The organism is Micromonospora sp. NBS 11-29, assembly GCF_002140155.1.
In the GTDB taxonomy this organism is placed as follows: Bacteria; Actinomycetota; Actinomycetes; order Mycobacteriales; family Micromonosporaceae; genus Micromonospora.
Window position 1 is genome coordinate 338,444 of the sequence record NZ_NAPR01000013.1, and the last position, 15,187, is coordinate 353,630.

The window sequence follows — 15,187 nt, forward strand, 5'->3', positions numbered from 1 at the left end:
TCGACCGTAGACTCGGCGGCGATGAGCGCAGCGGAACTGGACCGGGCGGTGACCCTGCTGGTCCGACAGGTCGGGCACTGGCAGCAGCCACGCTGGTCGGCGCCGGCCGAGGGGGGCAACGTGTCCCGGGCCGACCTGGTGCACAAGCTGGTCCAGGAGATCGCCAACCTGGCCGCCGACGCGGCCGGCGAGCCGCGCCGCGAGGTGCCCCGGCTGCCGAGCGACCTGACCCTGCCCGACCAGCTCCGGGTGGTCGCCGCCGACCTGGCCCGAGCAGACCCACCACCCCCCGTGCTGGCCGACGCCGCCGAGAAGATCACCCGCACCCGCGCCACCCTCTAACCCCCACCCCCACCCCACCCCCCACCTCGTCGATCTTGCACTTTCCGCCCCGGCGAAACGGGCATGACGGACGCTCGGCGGGCCGGAACTGCAAGATCGACGGGTACGGGGGGTCAGCGGGTCAGCCAGCGGCGTAGCTTGCGGTGTCGGGCGCGGTCTCGGGCCCGGAGCACAGCCGGGCGGTCGTGGCCGGCGGCAGCGGACTGTCGGCCGTGCAGCAGGCCGTAGGTGAACGTGTTCTCCCCCTCGGCGTACGCCAGGAGCGCGTGCCGGCGCAGCACCTCCCGGGTCACCACCGAGTCCTGGTGACCGCCGAGCAGGTCCTGCAACGCTTTGAACCGTTTGACCAGGCGGGCGGCCGGTCTGCCGACCGCCGGCTCGCGCACCTCGACCGCGTACCGGGCGGCCTTGTACTTCTTGCGTGCCTCGTGCAGCTCGGTGTCGGCGGCCGGCCCGGCGACGGTGAGCGCGGCGTCCAGCCGGTCGTCGGCCCGGCGCACCGCGCGGCGTACCCGGCGGTCCACCCACCGGCGGTCGACCTCGCCGGTCGGACCGTCGAGCAGCCGGTCCAGGCGGGTCAGCAGCTCGGGGTAGCGGTCGGAGTCCAGCGCCGCCCGCAACGTGTCGGTCGCCTCGGCCAGGTCGGCGGCGAACCGCTGGTCGATCCGGGCGGCGACCGGGCCGAGCACCAACTCGTCCGGCAGCTCGCGTACCGCCGCGGCGAGCCGGGCGGCCATCACCTGTTCGTCGCGTACGCGCCCCAGCTCGCCGCCGAGCCAGCGCAGCTCCGACCGGAGCGCCTCGCTCTCCCGCCGGTCCCACAGGCCGCGGAACGTCCGCAGCGTGGCCCGCAACCGGCGGACCGCGACGCGCATGTCGTGCACCGCGTCCTCGTCCCCCTGGTACGCCGCCGCGTGGTTGCCGACGATCGCGTCCCGCTGCTTGCGGGCGTACCCGACGACCGGACCCGCCGCGCCGCCGGCCGGCCCGTCGTCGAACCGCGCCAGTCGCCCCGCGACGGCCCGGTGGGACTTGCTGACCGGCTCCTCCCGGGCACCCGCCTCGCCCAGCCGGGCCGCCACCGCGTCGAGCAGCGCCTCGTCGCCGTCGACCAGCTCGACCTCGATCTCGTGCCAGGTCCGCCTGGTGCCGTCCACCAGGTCCTCGGCCTGGACGTCGTCCTCGGCGACCTCGGCCAGCACCCGGCCGTCCGCGTCCAGCAGCCGTCGCTCCCGGCGACGGTTGACCACCCGGGCGGCCGGCGCCACCGGCCGGCCCCGCGACGCGCCCCGGATCAGCGCGACCAACTCGGCCGGCGGGCCGTCGTCGGACTCCCCGGCCGGGAACTGGTGCTCCACCCGGGTGCCACCGACCGCGCCGACCTTGAGGTGCCAGCCCGCGTCGTGCCCGCCGGTACGCCGCCGCAACGCGTGCCCGCCGCGGAGCAGCCGCAGGTCGTCGGTGTCCCAGTAGGCGGCGTCCAGGTCCAGGTCGGTGGCGTCGGACATCGTCACGACGCCACCGCACCCGGTCAGGTCGGGCAGCCGGAAATCCTCGTCGCCGGAGTACTTGCGCTCGCGTTCCACCACGGTCGCCATGGGGAGACCCCTACCCGACCGTGCGTGGGTGAACCCCGCTCAGCTCAGTCGTTCGAGCACCATCGCCATGCCCTGGCCGCCGCCGACACACATGGTCTCCAGACCGATCGTCCTGTCGTGCCACTCCAGCGCGTTGAGCAGGGTGCCGGTGATCCGGGCGCCGGTCATGCCGAACGGGTGGCCGACCGCGATCGCGCCGCCCATCACGTTCACCTTCTCCTCCGGCAGGCCGAGCTGCCGGTACGACGGGATCACCTGGGCGGCGAACGCCTCGTTGATCTCCACGAGGTCGACGTCGTCGACGGTCATCCCGGCCCGCTTGAGTGCCTGCCTCGACGCCTCGACCGGCCCGAGACCCATGATCTCCGGGGAGAGCGCGGTGACGCCGGTGGAGACGATCCGGGCCAACGGGGTGAGCCCCAGCTCGGCCGCCCGCTCGGCGCTCATGATCACCACTGCGGCGGCACCGTCGTTCAACGGGCAGCAGTTGCCGGCGGTGATCCGGCCGTCCGGACGGAACACCGGCTTGAGTCCGGACACGCCCTCCAATGTCACCCCCGCGCGGGGGCCGTCGTCCGCGCTCACCACCGTGCCGTCCGGCGTGGTCACCGGGGTGATCTCGCGGGCCCAGAAACCGTCCGCGATCGCCTTCTCGGCCAGGTTCTGGCTGCGGACACCGAACGCGTCCATGTCCTCGCGGGTGACGTCGTGCACCTGGGCCAGGTTCTCCGCGGTCTGCCCCATCGCGAGATAGACGTCCGGAAGCCGGCCGGACTCCCGCGGATCGGTCCACACCTCCGCGCCGGCCTGCGCGCGGACCTGCGACCGCTCGCGCGCCTCGGCGAAGCGCGGGTTCTCCCAGCCGCCGCCGACCAGCGCCTGCGCCTCCGGCGGCAGGGTGTCCGAGTTGCCCCGTGCGTACCGGGACACCATCTCCACGCCGGCGGAGACGAACACGTCGCCCTCACCGGCCCGGATCGCGTGCATCGCCATCCGGGTGGTCTGGAGCGAGGAGGCGCAGTAACGGGTCAGCGTGGCGCCGGGCAGGCCGTCCAGGCCCAGCAGGGTGGCGACCACCCGGGCCATGTTGAAGCCCTGCTCGCCGCCGGGCAGGCCGCACCCGAGGTAGAGGTCGTCGATGGTGGTGGGATCGAGCGCCGGGACCCGGTCGAGGGCGGCCTGGACGATCGTGGCGGCGAGGTCGTCCGGGCGCACCTCGCGCAGGGACCCCTTGAACGCGCGACCGATGGGGGACCGGGCGGTGGCGACGATGACGGCGTCGCGGGGCGACTCAATCGGCATGAACCAACGTTAACCCGCGGGTAACTTGTGGTGGAAGCCGCACGCCGGGCGGGAAATGTCACCCCGCCGGCGGCCGACGGTGATGCCGGAACGCGACCGCCGCGGCGGCCTCGACCGCCGGGAGCAGGGCGTGCGCCCACACCCGGTAACCGTCCGCGGAGGGATGGAAACCGTCGTGGCAGAGCGTGCCGACGTCGGCCCGGAACACCGGGCCGGTCTCGGTGCCCAGATCCACCACGGTGCCCCCGGCGTCGAGCACGGCCGCCGTCTGGGCCCGCGCCATCCGCCGCCCGGACCAGCCGAGCACCTGACGCAGCGGGGCGGCGACCGCGCGGACCGCGCCGAGGTCAGGGCAGGTGCCCACCACCACCTCGACGTTCGCCTCCCGCAGCCGGCGCACCGCAGAGCCCAGGTACGCCGCCGCGTCGACCGGCCGGGCCAGCGCGGTGGCGTCGTTCGCCCCGATCAGCACCACCGCCACATCGGGCCGCTCGCCGAGCAGCGCACGGGCCACCTGGGTGGCCAGGTCGGTGGCCCGAGACCCGGAGACCCCGACGCTGGACAGGTGCACCCGCCGGCCGGCCGCCCCCTCGGCGAGCAGGTGGGCGAGCTGGCCGCCGATGGTCTCCTCGAACCGGTCGACGCCGACGCCGAGCGCCGACGAGTCGCCGAGCAGCACCAACCGCAGCGGTGGCGCGTCCACCCGACCGACAGTGGCGCGCAGCACGAGGCCCAGCTCGGGTTGCGCGTACTCCCGGTNAGCAGCGACAGGGCCGCGGCCCGGCCCCACCGGGCCGCCTCACTCGATCCGCTCATGCCGTTCCCTCCAGCGTGGCCGAGTCGGCGGCGGTGCCGGTCGGGGGCACCGCGCCGACGCCGAAGAAGGCCCGCCGGCGAAGCAGAGCCCACCGCCCGCCGGGCCCGCGGTCGCGGCCCCGGAGTTGGGCGCCGGTGACCTCCGTGCCGGCGTGCCGGGCCGCCTCGTGGGCCGCCTCCGGAAGCGACCGTACGCCTTCCAGGCCGGTGAGCGAAGGCCTGCGTTCGGAGACGGCCCCCAGCGCGGAGAGCACAGTGGGCAGCAGCGCGGCCGCAGCCATCGCGTAACCCTCCGCGGAGGGGTGGAACCGGTCCCAGGCGAACATCCGGGCCGGCTCGGCGGCGAACCGAGGGCCCAGCAGGTCGCCCAGGGAGACCGTCCGGCCGCCCGCCTCCACCACGGCCACCGTCTGGGCGGCGGCGAGCTGGCGGCTCCAGCGGCGGGCCAGCCAGCGCAGCGGCGGCTGGATCGGGCGGATCGCCCCCAGGTCGGGACAAGTCCCGACGACCACCTCGCAGCCGGCCGCGCGCAGCGTGCGCACCGCGTCGGCCAGGCAGCGCACGGCCACCGAGGGCGGGGTGCGGTTGGTGACGTCGTTGCCGCCGACCAGCACCACGGCGATCTCCGGCCCGACCTCCAGGGCGGACTCGACCTGCGGCCGCAGCCCGGCGGAGAGCGCGCCCACCACGGCGAACCGGTGCAGCCGGACCGGCCGGTGCAGCCGGCGGGACAACCCGGTGGCCAGCAGCGCGCCCGGCGTCTCGCGGCGTCGGTGCACGCCGTAGCCGGCGGCCGACGAGTCGCCAAGGATGACCATGGTGACCGGTGGACCGGGAAGCTTCGCGCCGTAGACGCCGTCGCAGCGGGGTGGCGGCGCCTCGGCCATCGGGATGGTGCGCCGGGCCTGCCGGGCCTGGCCGAGCAGCATCCCGCCGGTGGCGGCGGTGGCCGCCACCGTGGCGCCCGTGCCGATCGCCGCGAGACGGGCGATCCGCCAGGCGCGTTGCCGGCGGACCGGCGTCACGGAACCAGCGTCCCCCATGAACCGACAGTATCGCGCCGGCACGACCCCCGCCGTCCCTGATCGGGTGGCTGGGAGACGGCCGTTCTGGGTACCCGAGGGGATGGGCTTGCCCCGATGGCGCACCCTGGTCGGGCGAGAAGGGCGGAATCATGGGGAAGACGTTGAAGCGCAGCGCCGCGTTCGCCGCGCTGGCCCGGGCACTGGCGGCCGGCGCGCGGGGCGGGCCGTCGCTGGGCGCCCGGCTGGCAGCACTGCCGCGGATGATCCGGGCCACCGGCCGGGGAGAGTACGACGGCGGCCTGCGCCTGGCGTTGATGGCCGGGGCGACCGCGTACATCGTCTCCCCGATCGACCTGCTGCCGGAGATCCCGCTGGCGATCTTCGGCCTGGCCGACGATGCGGTGATGATCACCTGGCTGGCCGGCAGCGTGCTCGCCGAAACCGAACGGTTCCTGGAGTGGGAAGCACGCCGCAGCTCCGTCATCCCCGGGCATGTGGCGCCCTGACGGCACGTACGCTGGGCGGCGGAACCGGCTGACCGGCCGCCGGAACGACGGCGGCGCGACGAAGGGCACAACGAGGTGCAGTACTACGACAACGTGGTCGAGCTGATCGGCAACACCCCGCTGGTACGCCTGCGCAACGTCACCGAGGGCATCCAGGCGACCGTCCTGGCCAAGGTGGAGTACGTCAACCCGGGCGGCTCGGTCAAGGACCGGATCGCGCTGCGCATGGTCGAGGACGCGGAGAAGGCGGGCATCCTCGGGCCGGGTGGCACGATCGTGGAACCGACCAGCGGCAACACCGGTGTCGGGCTGGCCCTGGTGGCGCAGCTCCGCGGCTACCGCTGCGTCTTCGTCTGCCCGGACAAGGTCAGCCAGGACAAGCAGGACGTGCTGCGGGCGTACGGCGCCGAGGTGGTGGTCTGCCCGACCGCCGTCGCGCCGGAGGACCCGCGCTCCTACTACAACGTGTCCGACCGGCTGGCCCGGGAGATCCCCGGCGCGTGGAAGCCCAACCAGTACAGCAACCCGGCGAACCCGCGCTCGCACTACGAAACCACCGGCCCGGAGCTGTGGCGGCAGACCGAAGGGAAGATCACCCACTTCGTCACCGGCGTCGGCACCGGCGGCACCATCTCCGGCATCGGCCGCTATCTCAAGGAGGCGTCCGAGGGGCGGGTCAAGGTGATCGGCGCGGACCCGGAGGGCTCGGTCTACTCCGGCGGCACCGGCCGGCCGTACCTGGTCGAGGGCGTCGGTGAGGACTTCTGGCCGGAGACGTACGACCGCTCGATCGCTGACGAGATCGTCGAGGTGTCGGACAAGCAGTCGTTCGAGATGACCCGGCGGCTCGCCCGCGAGGAAGGGCTGCTGGTCGGCGGTTCCTGCGGCATGGCCGTGGTGGGCGCGCTGGAGGTGGCCCGCAAGGCCGGGCCGGACGACGTGGTCGTGGTGCTGCTGCCGGACGGCGGCCGGGGCTACCTGTCCAAGATCTTCAATGACCGGTGGATGGCCCGGTACGGCTTCCTGGACGACTCCGGCAGCGAGCCGACCGTGGCCGACGCGCTCGCCGGCAAGCCGGGTGGCATGCCCGAGTTGGTGCACGTGCACCCGACCGAGACGGTCCGCGACGCCATCGACTACATGCGGGAATACGGTGTCTCGCAGCTCCCGGTGCTCAAGGCCGAGCCGCCGGTGGTGACCGGCGAGGTGGCCGGTTCCATCGCCGAGAAGGACCTGCTCGACGCGCTCTTCACCGGCCAGGCCCACCTGCACGACACGATCGAACGGCACCTGGGCGAGCCGCTGCCGATGATCGGCGGAGGGCAGCCGGTCAGCGAGGCGGTGGCGCTGCTGGAGAAGGCCGACGCGGCGCTCGTGCTGGTCGACGGCAAGCCCAAGGGCGTGCTCACCCGCCAGGACCTGCTAGCCCACCTCGGCGCCCGCTGACGATGTAAGGAAGGGGCCCTTCTTAACGCCTGGCGTATAGGAAGGGGCCCTTCTTAACACGCCCGGCCGCGCGGCGGCGTCCGCACACCGGTAGGCCCCACCGCGGGCGGCACCCGCCGCCGCGCTGGCTGCCACTCGCGACGTACGCGTCGAGCACGGCGTCGTCGGCCCGCCGCGGTGCCCCCGTTCTCGCCACCATGCGCGCATCCGCTGAGCGCATCGTGCGGTGTTAAGAGGGGGCCCCTCCTATACCGCAGGCGTTAAGAAGGGCCCCTTCCTTACACGGGGCGGGTGTAGCGGAGCTGGGGGACGAGGGCGGGGCCGATGCGGTCGGTGCGGNGTCCCGCAGCACCCAGAGCGCCGCGCGCGTCCACCCACGGGCCCGCATCGCGTCCAGCGCGTCCACCATCAGCGCCCGGCCGGTGCCCCGGCCCCGCTCGGCCGGCTCCAGGTGGATCGCGTTGAGCAGCCCGGTCGTCGGGTCGCCCTCGTCGTCCGGGCCGAGGTAGCTGAAGCCGACCAGTCGCCCGGCCCGTTCGGCCACGGTCATCCGGTGGTCGGCGGCCTCCCAGGTCAGCCGCTCCACCCAGTAGCGGCCCATCGCCTCCTCGGTGGGGTCGGCCAGCGCCTCCGGCGGCAGGAACGACGCGTACGCCGCCACCCGGGAGCGCTGGTGCAGGGCACCGACCGCCATCAGGTCGGCGTCGGTGGCGGGGCGTAGGGCAACGGTCACCCGGGCGACGGTACCCGCCGGGGTGGCACCGGAACCGTGAGCAGATCCTCGGCGATCACCAGCTCGCCGGTGAAGTGTGCCCGGGCCTCGTCGTGGAATCGGCGCGGGTCGGCGTACCGCTGAGAGAAGTGGGTGAGCACGAGCGTGCGTACCCCCGACTCGGTCGCCACCCGCGCGGCCTGGCCGGCGGTGAGGTGCCCGACCTCGGCGGCGAGCGCGGCCTCGGACGCCAGGAACGTCGACTCGATGACCAGCAGGTCGGCGTGCTCGGCGAGCGCGTACACCCCGTCGCAGAGCCCGGTGTCCATCACGAACGCGAACCGCTGCCCCGGCCGGACGACGCTCACCTCGTCGCGGGTGACGCGGCGTCCGTCGAGGTCCAGGTGGCCGTCGCGGAGCAGCCGCCCCACCGCCGGACCGGCGATGCCGTACGCGGCGAGCCGCTCCGGCAGCATCCGGCAGCCGTCCGGCTCGACCAGCCGGTAGCCGTACGTCTCGATGGGGTGCCGCAGCCGGCGGGCCTCCAGCGTGCCGACGCCCACGGTGATCCGCTGCCCGTCGGCGTCGATCGGCTCGACGGCCAGCTCGGCGGTCTCGTGGAAGCTCGACGCGTGCCGCAGCCGGGTGAAGTAGTCGGCGCCGCCGGCCGGGAAGTGCACCGCCACCGGGCGCGGCACGCGGTCCAGGGAGAGCCGCTGGATCATGCCGGGCAGCCCGAGGCAGTGGTCGCCGTGGAAGTGGGTGACGCAGATCCGGGTCAGGTCGGTGGCGGTGATCCCGGTGTGCAGCATCTGCCGCTGGCTGCCCTCGCCCGGGTCGAAGAGGATCACCTCGTCGTCCCAGCGCAGCACGTAGCCGTTGTGGTTGCGGGCCCGGGTGGGGGCCTGACTGGCCGTGCCGAGCACCACCAGCTCACGCATCGACACCGCATCCTCCGGCTGACATGAAGCGACCCCCGGGGCTTCCGCGCTCGCGCGCGGGCCGGCTGGACTATGGCCGGCACCCCGGGGGTCGGGTGGCTGTCGTGGTTTCGCCGCACCGCTGCCACACGGTCTCGACGATCGTTGTTCACTGTCGAGGACAGCGGCTAGCGGACAGCCACCTCACGAGTCCGATTGCTATACAAGTCTGGACCACCTCCTTTCCCGTGTACCGCCACGCTATCCACTTCCCGGCGGCCTCGGCAACGGATTTCCCTCACACACGTTCACTCCACGCCGATGGGGCCCTCGCGGGGGCCTTCCTCGTGCGCCGGCTGGACCGCCAGCGACGGGAAGTCGGCCAGGTCGCCCTCCGGCTCGGCGTCCCACTCCGGGAACACCAGCGGGCTCTGCAGGTAGAGGCAGAGCAGTTGGGCGAGCTGGCGCAGGCCGTCGAGGTGGGTGCGCTCGTGGCCGTGGGTGGCGTCCACGCCGAAGCCGAGCAGCGCCACCCGGGCGTGCGCCCCGGCCTCGACCGCCGACGCCGCGTCCGAGCGGTAGTAGTCGAAGACGTCGCGGACCAGGTCGACGCCGTGCTCGGTGGCGATCGAAGCCAGGTTGCGGGTCAGGTGGTAGTCGAACGGCCCGACCCCGTCGCCCATGGCCAGCGTCGCCGCGTTCTCCCGGGACTGCTGCCCGGGGGCGACCACCGCCGCGTCCACCGAGACGATCTCCGCCACGTCCGGGTCCAGCCCGTGGCTGGCGCCGTGGCCGATCTCCTCGGTGACGGTGACCAGCAGGTGCGCGGTGACCGCCGGGGTGACGCGCGCGTCGACCATCGCCTTGAACGCGGTCAGTACCGCCGCCACGCCGGCCTTGTCGTCGAGGTGCCGGGACTTCACGTACCCGGCGGGGGTGATGGTCGGGTTGGGCAGCAACGCGACGAAGTCCCCGGCGTCGACGCCGAGCGCCCGCAGGCCGGCCTCGTCGTGCACCGGCTCGTCGACCCGGACCTCGACCAGTTCCCACCCGACGCCCTGGAGGTCCACTGCCTCGTTGTAGCGGTGTCCGCTCGCCTTCAGCGGCAGCACCTGGCCGGTGATCACCCGGTCCAGGTCGTCGGTGAAGATCCGTACGTGGGCGCCCTCGGCGAAGCGTGCGCTGTGCGTGCCGATCGGGTTGATCTCCAGCCGGCCGTTCTCCTTGAGCCGTTTCACCATGCCGCCGATGGTGTCGGTGTGCACCACGATCGCCCGGTCGGCGCCGGTCTCCCGAGGACCGGGCAGGCAGGCGCTCAGCGCGCCGCGCCGGGTCAGCGTGGAACTGATCCCGAGCGCGGAGAGCCGCTCGCCCACGTACTGCTGGATGTGGTCGGTACGCCCGGACGGGCTGGGGATCTCCAGCAGTTCCACCAGCACCTGGCGCAGGTATTCGAGGTCGAGCGTGAGCGGTTCGGGTTTCCGTGCGGTCATGCCCCAGAGCCTGCCGCACCGGCCGGCGACCAGAGTCGCTGCGGTGCCCGCGTGCCCGGGAAGAGCAGGTCGACGAAGCGTTCGGCGGTCGGCTGCGGCTCGTGGTTGGCCAGGCCGGGCCGCTCGTTGGCCTCGATGAAGACGTGTTCCGGTGCGTCCGGGGCGGGCACCAGCAGGTCCAGCCCGGTGACCGGGATGTCCAGCGCCCGGCTGGCCGTCACGCACGCCCCGGCGATCGCCGGGTGCAGTTCGGCGGTCACGTCGTGGATGGTGCCGCCGGTGTGCAGGTTCGCCGTCCGCCGGACCGCCAGCACCTGGCCCTCCGGCAGCACGTCGTGCATCCGGTAGCCGGCCTCGGCCACCACCTCGCGGGTCATGTCGTCGATCGGGATCCGCGACTCGCCACCGGTGGCGGCGGCCCGGCGGCGGCTCTGCCGCTCGATCAGCTCGGTGACGTCGTGCACCCCGTCGCCGGTGATCTGCGCCGGCCGGCGGACCGCGGCGGCCACCACCTCGTGGTCGATCACCACCACCCGCAGGTCCTCGCCCGCGCGCATCTCCTCGATCAGCACGTCCGGGCAGAACCGCCGGGCCAGCTCGACGGCCGCGGTCAGCGCCTCCGGCGTACGCACGCCGACGGTGATGCCGTTGCCCTGCTCGCCCCGCGCCGGCTTGACCACCACCGGACCGACGTCGGCAAGGAACGCCAGGTCGTCGGCGTCGCCGGTGGCGGTGCGCCCGCGCGGCACCGACAGCCCCGCCTCGGTGAGGATGCNGACAGCGACTCGCGGGTGTGGATGGTCCGGCCGCCGGTGGTCAGCTTCAGCTCACCCCAGCGCGGGTCGGTCACCTCCACCCGGATGCCGCGCCGCATCGCCTCGTCCGCGACGATCTTCGCGTACGGATTCAGCTCGTCGTACCCCTCGGGCATGGCGGGCAGGAACAGCCGCTCGTTGATTGGGTTCTTCCGCTTCACGCAGAGCGTGCCGGTGCGGTGGAAGCCGAGCCGTTCGTAGAGCCGGATCGCGCCCGAGTTCTCGGCCAGCACGGACAGGTCCACGTACGCCCGGCCCCGCTCGTCGAGCCGGTCGGCGAGCGCGGTGAGCAGTGCCTGGCCGGTGCCGGGCGGCGCGGTGTTGAAGTCCACCGTCAGGCACCAGAGGCTGGCGCCGTTCTCCGGGTCGTCGAAGACCGCGACGTGGTCCACGCCGGTGATGGTGCCGACCACCTCGCCGGTGGCGTCCTCGGCGACCAGGTGCAGGAACCGGTCGGTGGCGGCGTTGTCCACCAGCACCTCGACCGGGGCGGTGACCATGCCGTTGCGGGCGTAGATCCGGTTCACCGCGTCCGCGTCGGCGGCGTCGCGCATCGGCCGGATGGTCAGCCCGGGGACCTCGCCACCCTCGGTGGCGGCCGGCCGGCGCTCACCCAGCGGCAGCCGGTAGGTCAGCGACGGGTCGATGAACAGCTCGTCCGGCAGCCGGGAGACCAGCACATGCGGGTCGCGCAGGTAGATGCAGATGTCCCGGGCGCCGTTCGCCTCGGACCGCAGCACGTCGGCGACGTGCACCTGGTCGGTGAAGGTCTGGCCGAAGACCAGCCGACCCCAGCCGCAGTCCAGCACCACGCCGGAGGCGTCGGTGGCGGCGGCGGTGGACGGCAGGCGAGGCTCCGGTGCGCCGGGGGCGACCGGGTCACCGCCCGGGCCGGTGCGTTCCCGGCGCCGGCCCAGCACCCGTTCCCGATCGGTACGCGCCGTGCCGGTGGCGAGGGTGTCGGTCACGGTCAGTCGATTCCGTGGCTCTGGAGCCACATTTCCAGGAGTCCCAGTTGCCACAGCTTGTTTCCGTTCAACGGAGTGAGTTCGGCATTCGGGTCGGCGAGCAGCGCGTCGACGTAGTCGGCGCGGAACAGGTCACGACGGCGTGCCTCGGGGGCGGTGAGCGCGTCGCGTACCCGGTCGAGGAGCTTGCCCTCCAGGTGGGTGAGACCGGGCACGGGGAAGTAGCCCTTGGGCCGGTCGATGACCTCGTGCGGCAGGACCCGCCGGCCGATCTCCTTGAGCACACCCTTGCCGCCCTGGGCCAGCTTCAGCTCCGGCGGGCAGCTCGCGGCCAGCTCGACGAACTCGTGGTCGAGGAACGGCACCCGGGCCTCCAGCCCGTGCGCCATCGTCATGTTGTCGACCCGCTTCACCGGGTCGTCGGTCAGCATGACCTGGGTGTCGATCCGCAGGCCGGCGTCGACCGCGGTCTGCGCGCCCGCCCGACCCAGGTGCGCGGCCACGAACTCCCGCGCCGGATCGCCGTCGGCCAGCCAGTCGGGGTTCAGCACCCGGGCCAGTCCGGCCGCGTCGCGGTCGAAGAACGCCTTCGCGTACGTGTCGAGCGCCGCCTCCCGGTCCACGCCGGCCAGCGGCGGGTACCAGTGGTAGCCGCCCAGGATCTCGTCCGCGCCCTGGCCGGACTGGACCACCTTGACGTGCCGGGCGACCTCCTGGCTGAGCAGCCAGAACGCCACGCAGTCGTGGCTGACCATGGGCTCGCTCATGGCTGCGACGGCGGCCTCCAGCGGCGGCAGCAGGTCGCCGGTGGGCACCCGGATCTGGTGGTGGTCGGTGCCGAACGTCTTCGCCACCAGGTCGGAGTAGACGAACTCGTCGCCCTCCCGGCCGCCGACGGCGTCGAAGCCGATGGAGAACGTGGCCAGGCCGGAGCGGGCCTGCCCCTCGCCGGCCAGCAGCGCGACCACCAAGCTGGAGTCGAGGCCGCCGGAGAGCAGCACACCCACCGGCACGTCGGCCACCATCCGGCGGCGGACCGCGGTGGTGAGTGAGTCGAGCAGCGCGTCCTGCCAGTCCCGCTCGGACCAGCCGGTGCGCTCGGCGGCGCGACCGAACGTCGGGTCCCAGTAGACCCGCTCCCGGGTGGAGCCGTCCGGCTCGTACACCCGGACGGTGGCCGGCGGCAGCTTGGTGACGCCGGCGAGGATGGTGCGCGGCGGCGGGACGATGCTGTGGAAGCTCAGGTAGTGGGCGAGCGCCACCCGGTCGATGGTGGTGTCGACGCCGCCGCCGGCCAGCAGCGCCGGCAGGGTCGAGGCGAAGCGCACCACGCCGGGGCTCTCGGCCAGGTAGAGCGGCTTGATGCCGAGGCGGTCCCGGGCCAGCACCAGGCGGCCGGTGTCGCGCTCGCTGATCGCCACCGCGAACATGCCGATCAGGTGGTCGACGAAGTCGAGCCCCCACTCGGCGTACGCCTTGACCACGACCTCGCTGTCCCCGGTGGAGAAGAAGCGGTGGCCCTTTGCCTGAAGCTCGGCGCGCAGTTCCCGGTAGTTGTAGACGCAGCCGTTGAAGACCCCGGTGAGGCCCGCGGCGGCGTCGACGATCGGTTGGCCGCTCGCCGCGGACAGGTCGATGATCTTCAGACGCCGGTGTCCCAGCGCGGTCGGGCCCTGCGACCAGACGCCGCTGTCGTCGGGCCCTCGGTCACTCATCGTGGCCGCCATCCGTTCCACGGCCGAGACATCGGCCCGTGAACCGTCACGGCGGAACTCTCCCGCAAGTCCGCACATGCGAGCCAATGCTGCCAGAGGTTGTTGCAGTTCGCCTGTTGAGCCGATGACGAGCGTGTGACAACTTGCTACGATGCGCCGTCACCGACAGTGGTTGCCTGTCACAGACTCGGTTCCTGCCCGCCCGGGATGGATGTCCGAAGCGCGCCGGGCCCGCGGTGTGACGAACACCGCAGGCCCGGATCGGATCAGTCCGCAACTCACGGGTTGGCGAACAGTTTCACGAGAGCATCGGGCCGGTCGAGCGGGACGATGTGCCCGCATCGCTCCAGGGTCTCGCCTCGCAGGTCGTCGGTGACCGGTTCAAGTTGACGGTGCAGACGCTCGCCCACGACGTTCCCGCCGAGGGCGACAGTCGGGACGCGCAGGCGCCCGGCCCCCGTCGCGGCCTGAATCAGTTCGGCGTTTCTGCCCATCGCGCGGTAGGAGCCGAAGCCGGCCGAGAGCCGAGGCCGGCCGCGGTAGGCGTCGACCAGGCCGGCGCGCAGATCGGCGTCGCGGACGTCCCGCAGGAACCAGCCGAGATAGGCGTCCTCTCGTCCCTCGACAAGCGCCTCCGGAAGATCCGGCGCGGCGTGGAACCCGAACCACCACGGTGGCGCGTCGAAGCCGCCGGGCAGCCCGGGAAGTGTGCCTTCCATCAGCACCAGCCGGCTGACCCGCTCGGGACGGGTCATCGCCAGTAGGAACGCCGTCGGCACGGAGGCGTCGATGGCGGCCACCTCGACGGTTTCGACCTCCATCGCGTCCATCAGGCCGATCAGGTCCGCTGCCCCGCAGGACGCGTCGAACCCGTCCCGCGCCTCAGCGCTGTCTCCCAGGCCGCGCAGGTCCGGCACGATGACCCGTCGGCCCTCCGGCCGCACCTGATCCCAGATCCGACCGGTGTGCGGCCACCCGTGCAACAGCAGAAGCGGTGCGCCGGTGCCGTGCACCTGGACCGCCAGTTCGGTCCCATTCGTCATGACCCGCATCGTGGAGATCCTTCTCGGTAGGGTCGGTCGGACATCACCGAGCCTGGGAGAATGGCCGTGGATCATCAAGAAGGCACTTCGCCGTCACCTGGTGACCGCCCGGTAACCGGTGACCTGTTCGATCCCGCGTGCCCCACCCGCGAACTCCTCGACCGGATCGGCGATCGCTGGACGTCCATGCTGGTCAAGGTGCTGGCCCACGCCTACCCGGGCGAGTGCGGCTTCGCCGAGCTACGCCGAGCCGCGCCCGGCATCTCGCATAAGATGCTGTCGCAGACCCTTCGTCATCTGATCGACGACGGCCTGGTCAGCCGCCGTGTCGAGGCGGCGGTTCCCCCACGCACCTGGTACTCGCTGACGGAGCTCGGCCGGACGCTGGACGAGCCGCTCGCCGCGGTGCGTGCCTGGGCCGAGGCGAACATGCCCGCCATACGCGATGCCCGAAGGCGTGGACGCTGAGCCGCCGGGCAGATGCCT

Annotated in this window: 11 protein-coding genes and 3 pseudogenes; 4 read left to right on the forward strand and 10 right to left on the reverse strand. The window is 73.1% G+C overall.

The features are described from left to right. Positions 1-21: 21 nt before the first annotated feature. Positions 22-342, forward strand: a complete 321-nt coding sequence (locus B1205_RS17975; protein WP_089156657.1) for a hypothetical protein — start codon at positions 22-24, stop codon at positions 340-342. A gap of 113 nt (positions 343-455) precedes the next feature. Here the strand turns inward: B1205_RS17975 and B1205_RS17980 are convergent, their stop codons facing one another. The 4 genes and pseudogenes from B1205_RS17980 to B1205_RS17995 form a co-directional block, all read right to left on the reverse strand. Beyond that, a complete protein-coding gene (locus tag B1205_RS17980; protein ID WP_089156658.1) occupies positions 456-1,940 on the reverse strand; it encodes a CYTH and CHAD domain-containing protein in 1,485 nt (494 codons plus the stop codon). Positions 1,941-1,979: 39 nt separating this feature from the next. Next, positions 1,980-3,242 carry an acetyl-CoA C-acetyltransferase gene (locus tag B1205_RS17985; RefSeq protein ID WP_089156659.1) on the reverse strand — a complete coding sequence of 421 codons (1,263 nt, stop codon included), beginning with the start codon at positions 3,240-3,242 and terminating at the stop codon, positions 1,980-1,982. 58 nt (positions 3,243-3,300) lie between these two features. After that, a pseudogene (locus tag B1205_RS17990) lies at positions 3,301-4,058 on the reverse strand (SGNH/GDSL hydrolase family protein). Continuing rightward, complete coding sequence (locus B1205_RS17995; RefSeq protein WP_089156660.1) at positions 4,055-5,101, reverse strand: SGNH/GDSL hydrolase family protein; 1,047 nt, start codon at positions 5,099-5,101, stop codon at positions 4,055-4,057. Before B1205_RS17995 ends, B1205_RS17990 begins: the two are co-directional and overlap by 4 nt. 131 nt (positions 5,102-5,232) lie before the next feature. Between B1205_RS17995 and B1205_RS18000 the strand changes: the two genes are divergently transcribed. Then, positions 5,233-5,589 (forward strand): YkvA family protein, encoded by a 357-nt coding sequence (locus B1205_RS18000; RefSeq protein WP_089156661.1) that lies wholly within the window; start codon positions 5,233-5,235, stop codon positions 5,587-5,589. A 75-nt stretch (positions 5,590-5,664) separates the two neighbouring features. After that, the gene (locus B1205_RS18005; protein ID WP_089156662.1) at positions 5,665-7,035 is read left to right on the forward strand and encodes a cystathionine beta-synthase; all 1,371 of its coding nucleotides are present in this window, start codon (positions 5,665-5,667) and stop codon (positions 7,033-7,035) included. 331 nt (positions 7,036-7,366) lie between these two features. Here the strand turns inward: B1205_RS18005 and B1205_RS18010 are convergent. The 6 genes and pseudogenes from B1205_RS18010 to B1205_RS18035 all read right to left on the reverse strand — a co-directional run. Then, positions 7,367-7,768: pseudogene (locus B1205_RS18010) on the reverse strand (GNAT family N-acetyltransferase); the annotation flags it as partial. Further along, complete coding sequence (locus tag B1205_RS18015; RefSeq protein ID WP_089156663.1) at positions 7,765-8,694, reverse strand: ribonuclease Z; 930 nt, start codon at positions 8,692-8,694, stop codon at positions 7,765-7,767. The gene B1205_RS18015 and the pseudogene B1205_RS18010, both read right to left, overlap by 4 nt. Positions 8,695-8,975: 281 nt before the next feature. Continuing rightward, positions 8,976-10,160: an osmoprotectant NAGGN system M42 family peptidase gene (locus B1205_RS18020; protein WP_089156664.1), complete on the reverse strand. Its 1,185-nt coding sequence runs from the start codon at positions 10,158-10,160 to the stop codon at positions 8,976-8,978. Then, positions 10,157-11,943 (reverse strand): annotated as a pseudogene (ngg, locus tag B1205_RS18025) (N-acetylglutaminylglutamine synthetase). The gene B1205_RS18020 and the pseudogene ngg overlap by 4 nt, the downstream one beginning before the upstream one ends. 2 nt (positions 11,944-11,945) lie before the next feature. After that, the gene (locus B1205_RS18030) at positions 11,946-13,736 is read right to left on the reverse strand and encodes an N-acetylglutaminylglutamine amidotransferase (RefSeq protein WP_089156665.1); all 1,791 of its coding nucleotides are present in this window, start codon (positions 13,734-13,736) and stop codon (positions 11,946-11,948) included. A gap of 200 nt (positions 13,737-13,936) precedes the next feature. Next, positions 13,937-14,710, reverse strand: coding sequence for an alpha/beta fold hydrolase (locus B1205_RS18035; RefSeq protein WP_089156666.1), 774 nt, complete (start codon positions 14,708-14,710; stop codon positions 13,937-13,939). A 51-nt stretch (positions 14,711-14,761) separates the two neighbouring features. Between B1205_RS18035 and B1205_RS18040 the strand changes: the two genes are divergently transcribed. Then, complete coding sequence (locus tag B1205_RS18040; RefSeq protein ID WP_089156667.1) at positions 14,762-15,169, forward strand: winged helix-turn-helix transcriptional regulator; 408 nt, start codon at positions 14,762-14,764, stop codon at positions 15,167-15,169. Positions 15,170-15,187 lie beyond the last annotated feature (18 nt).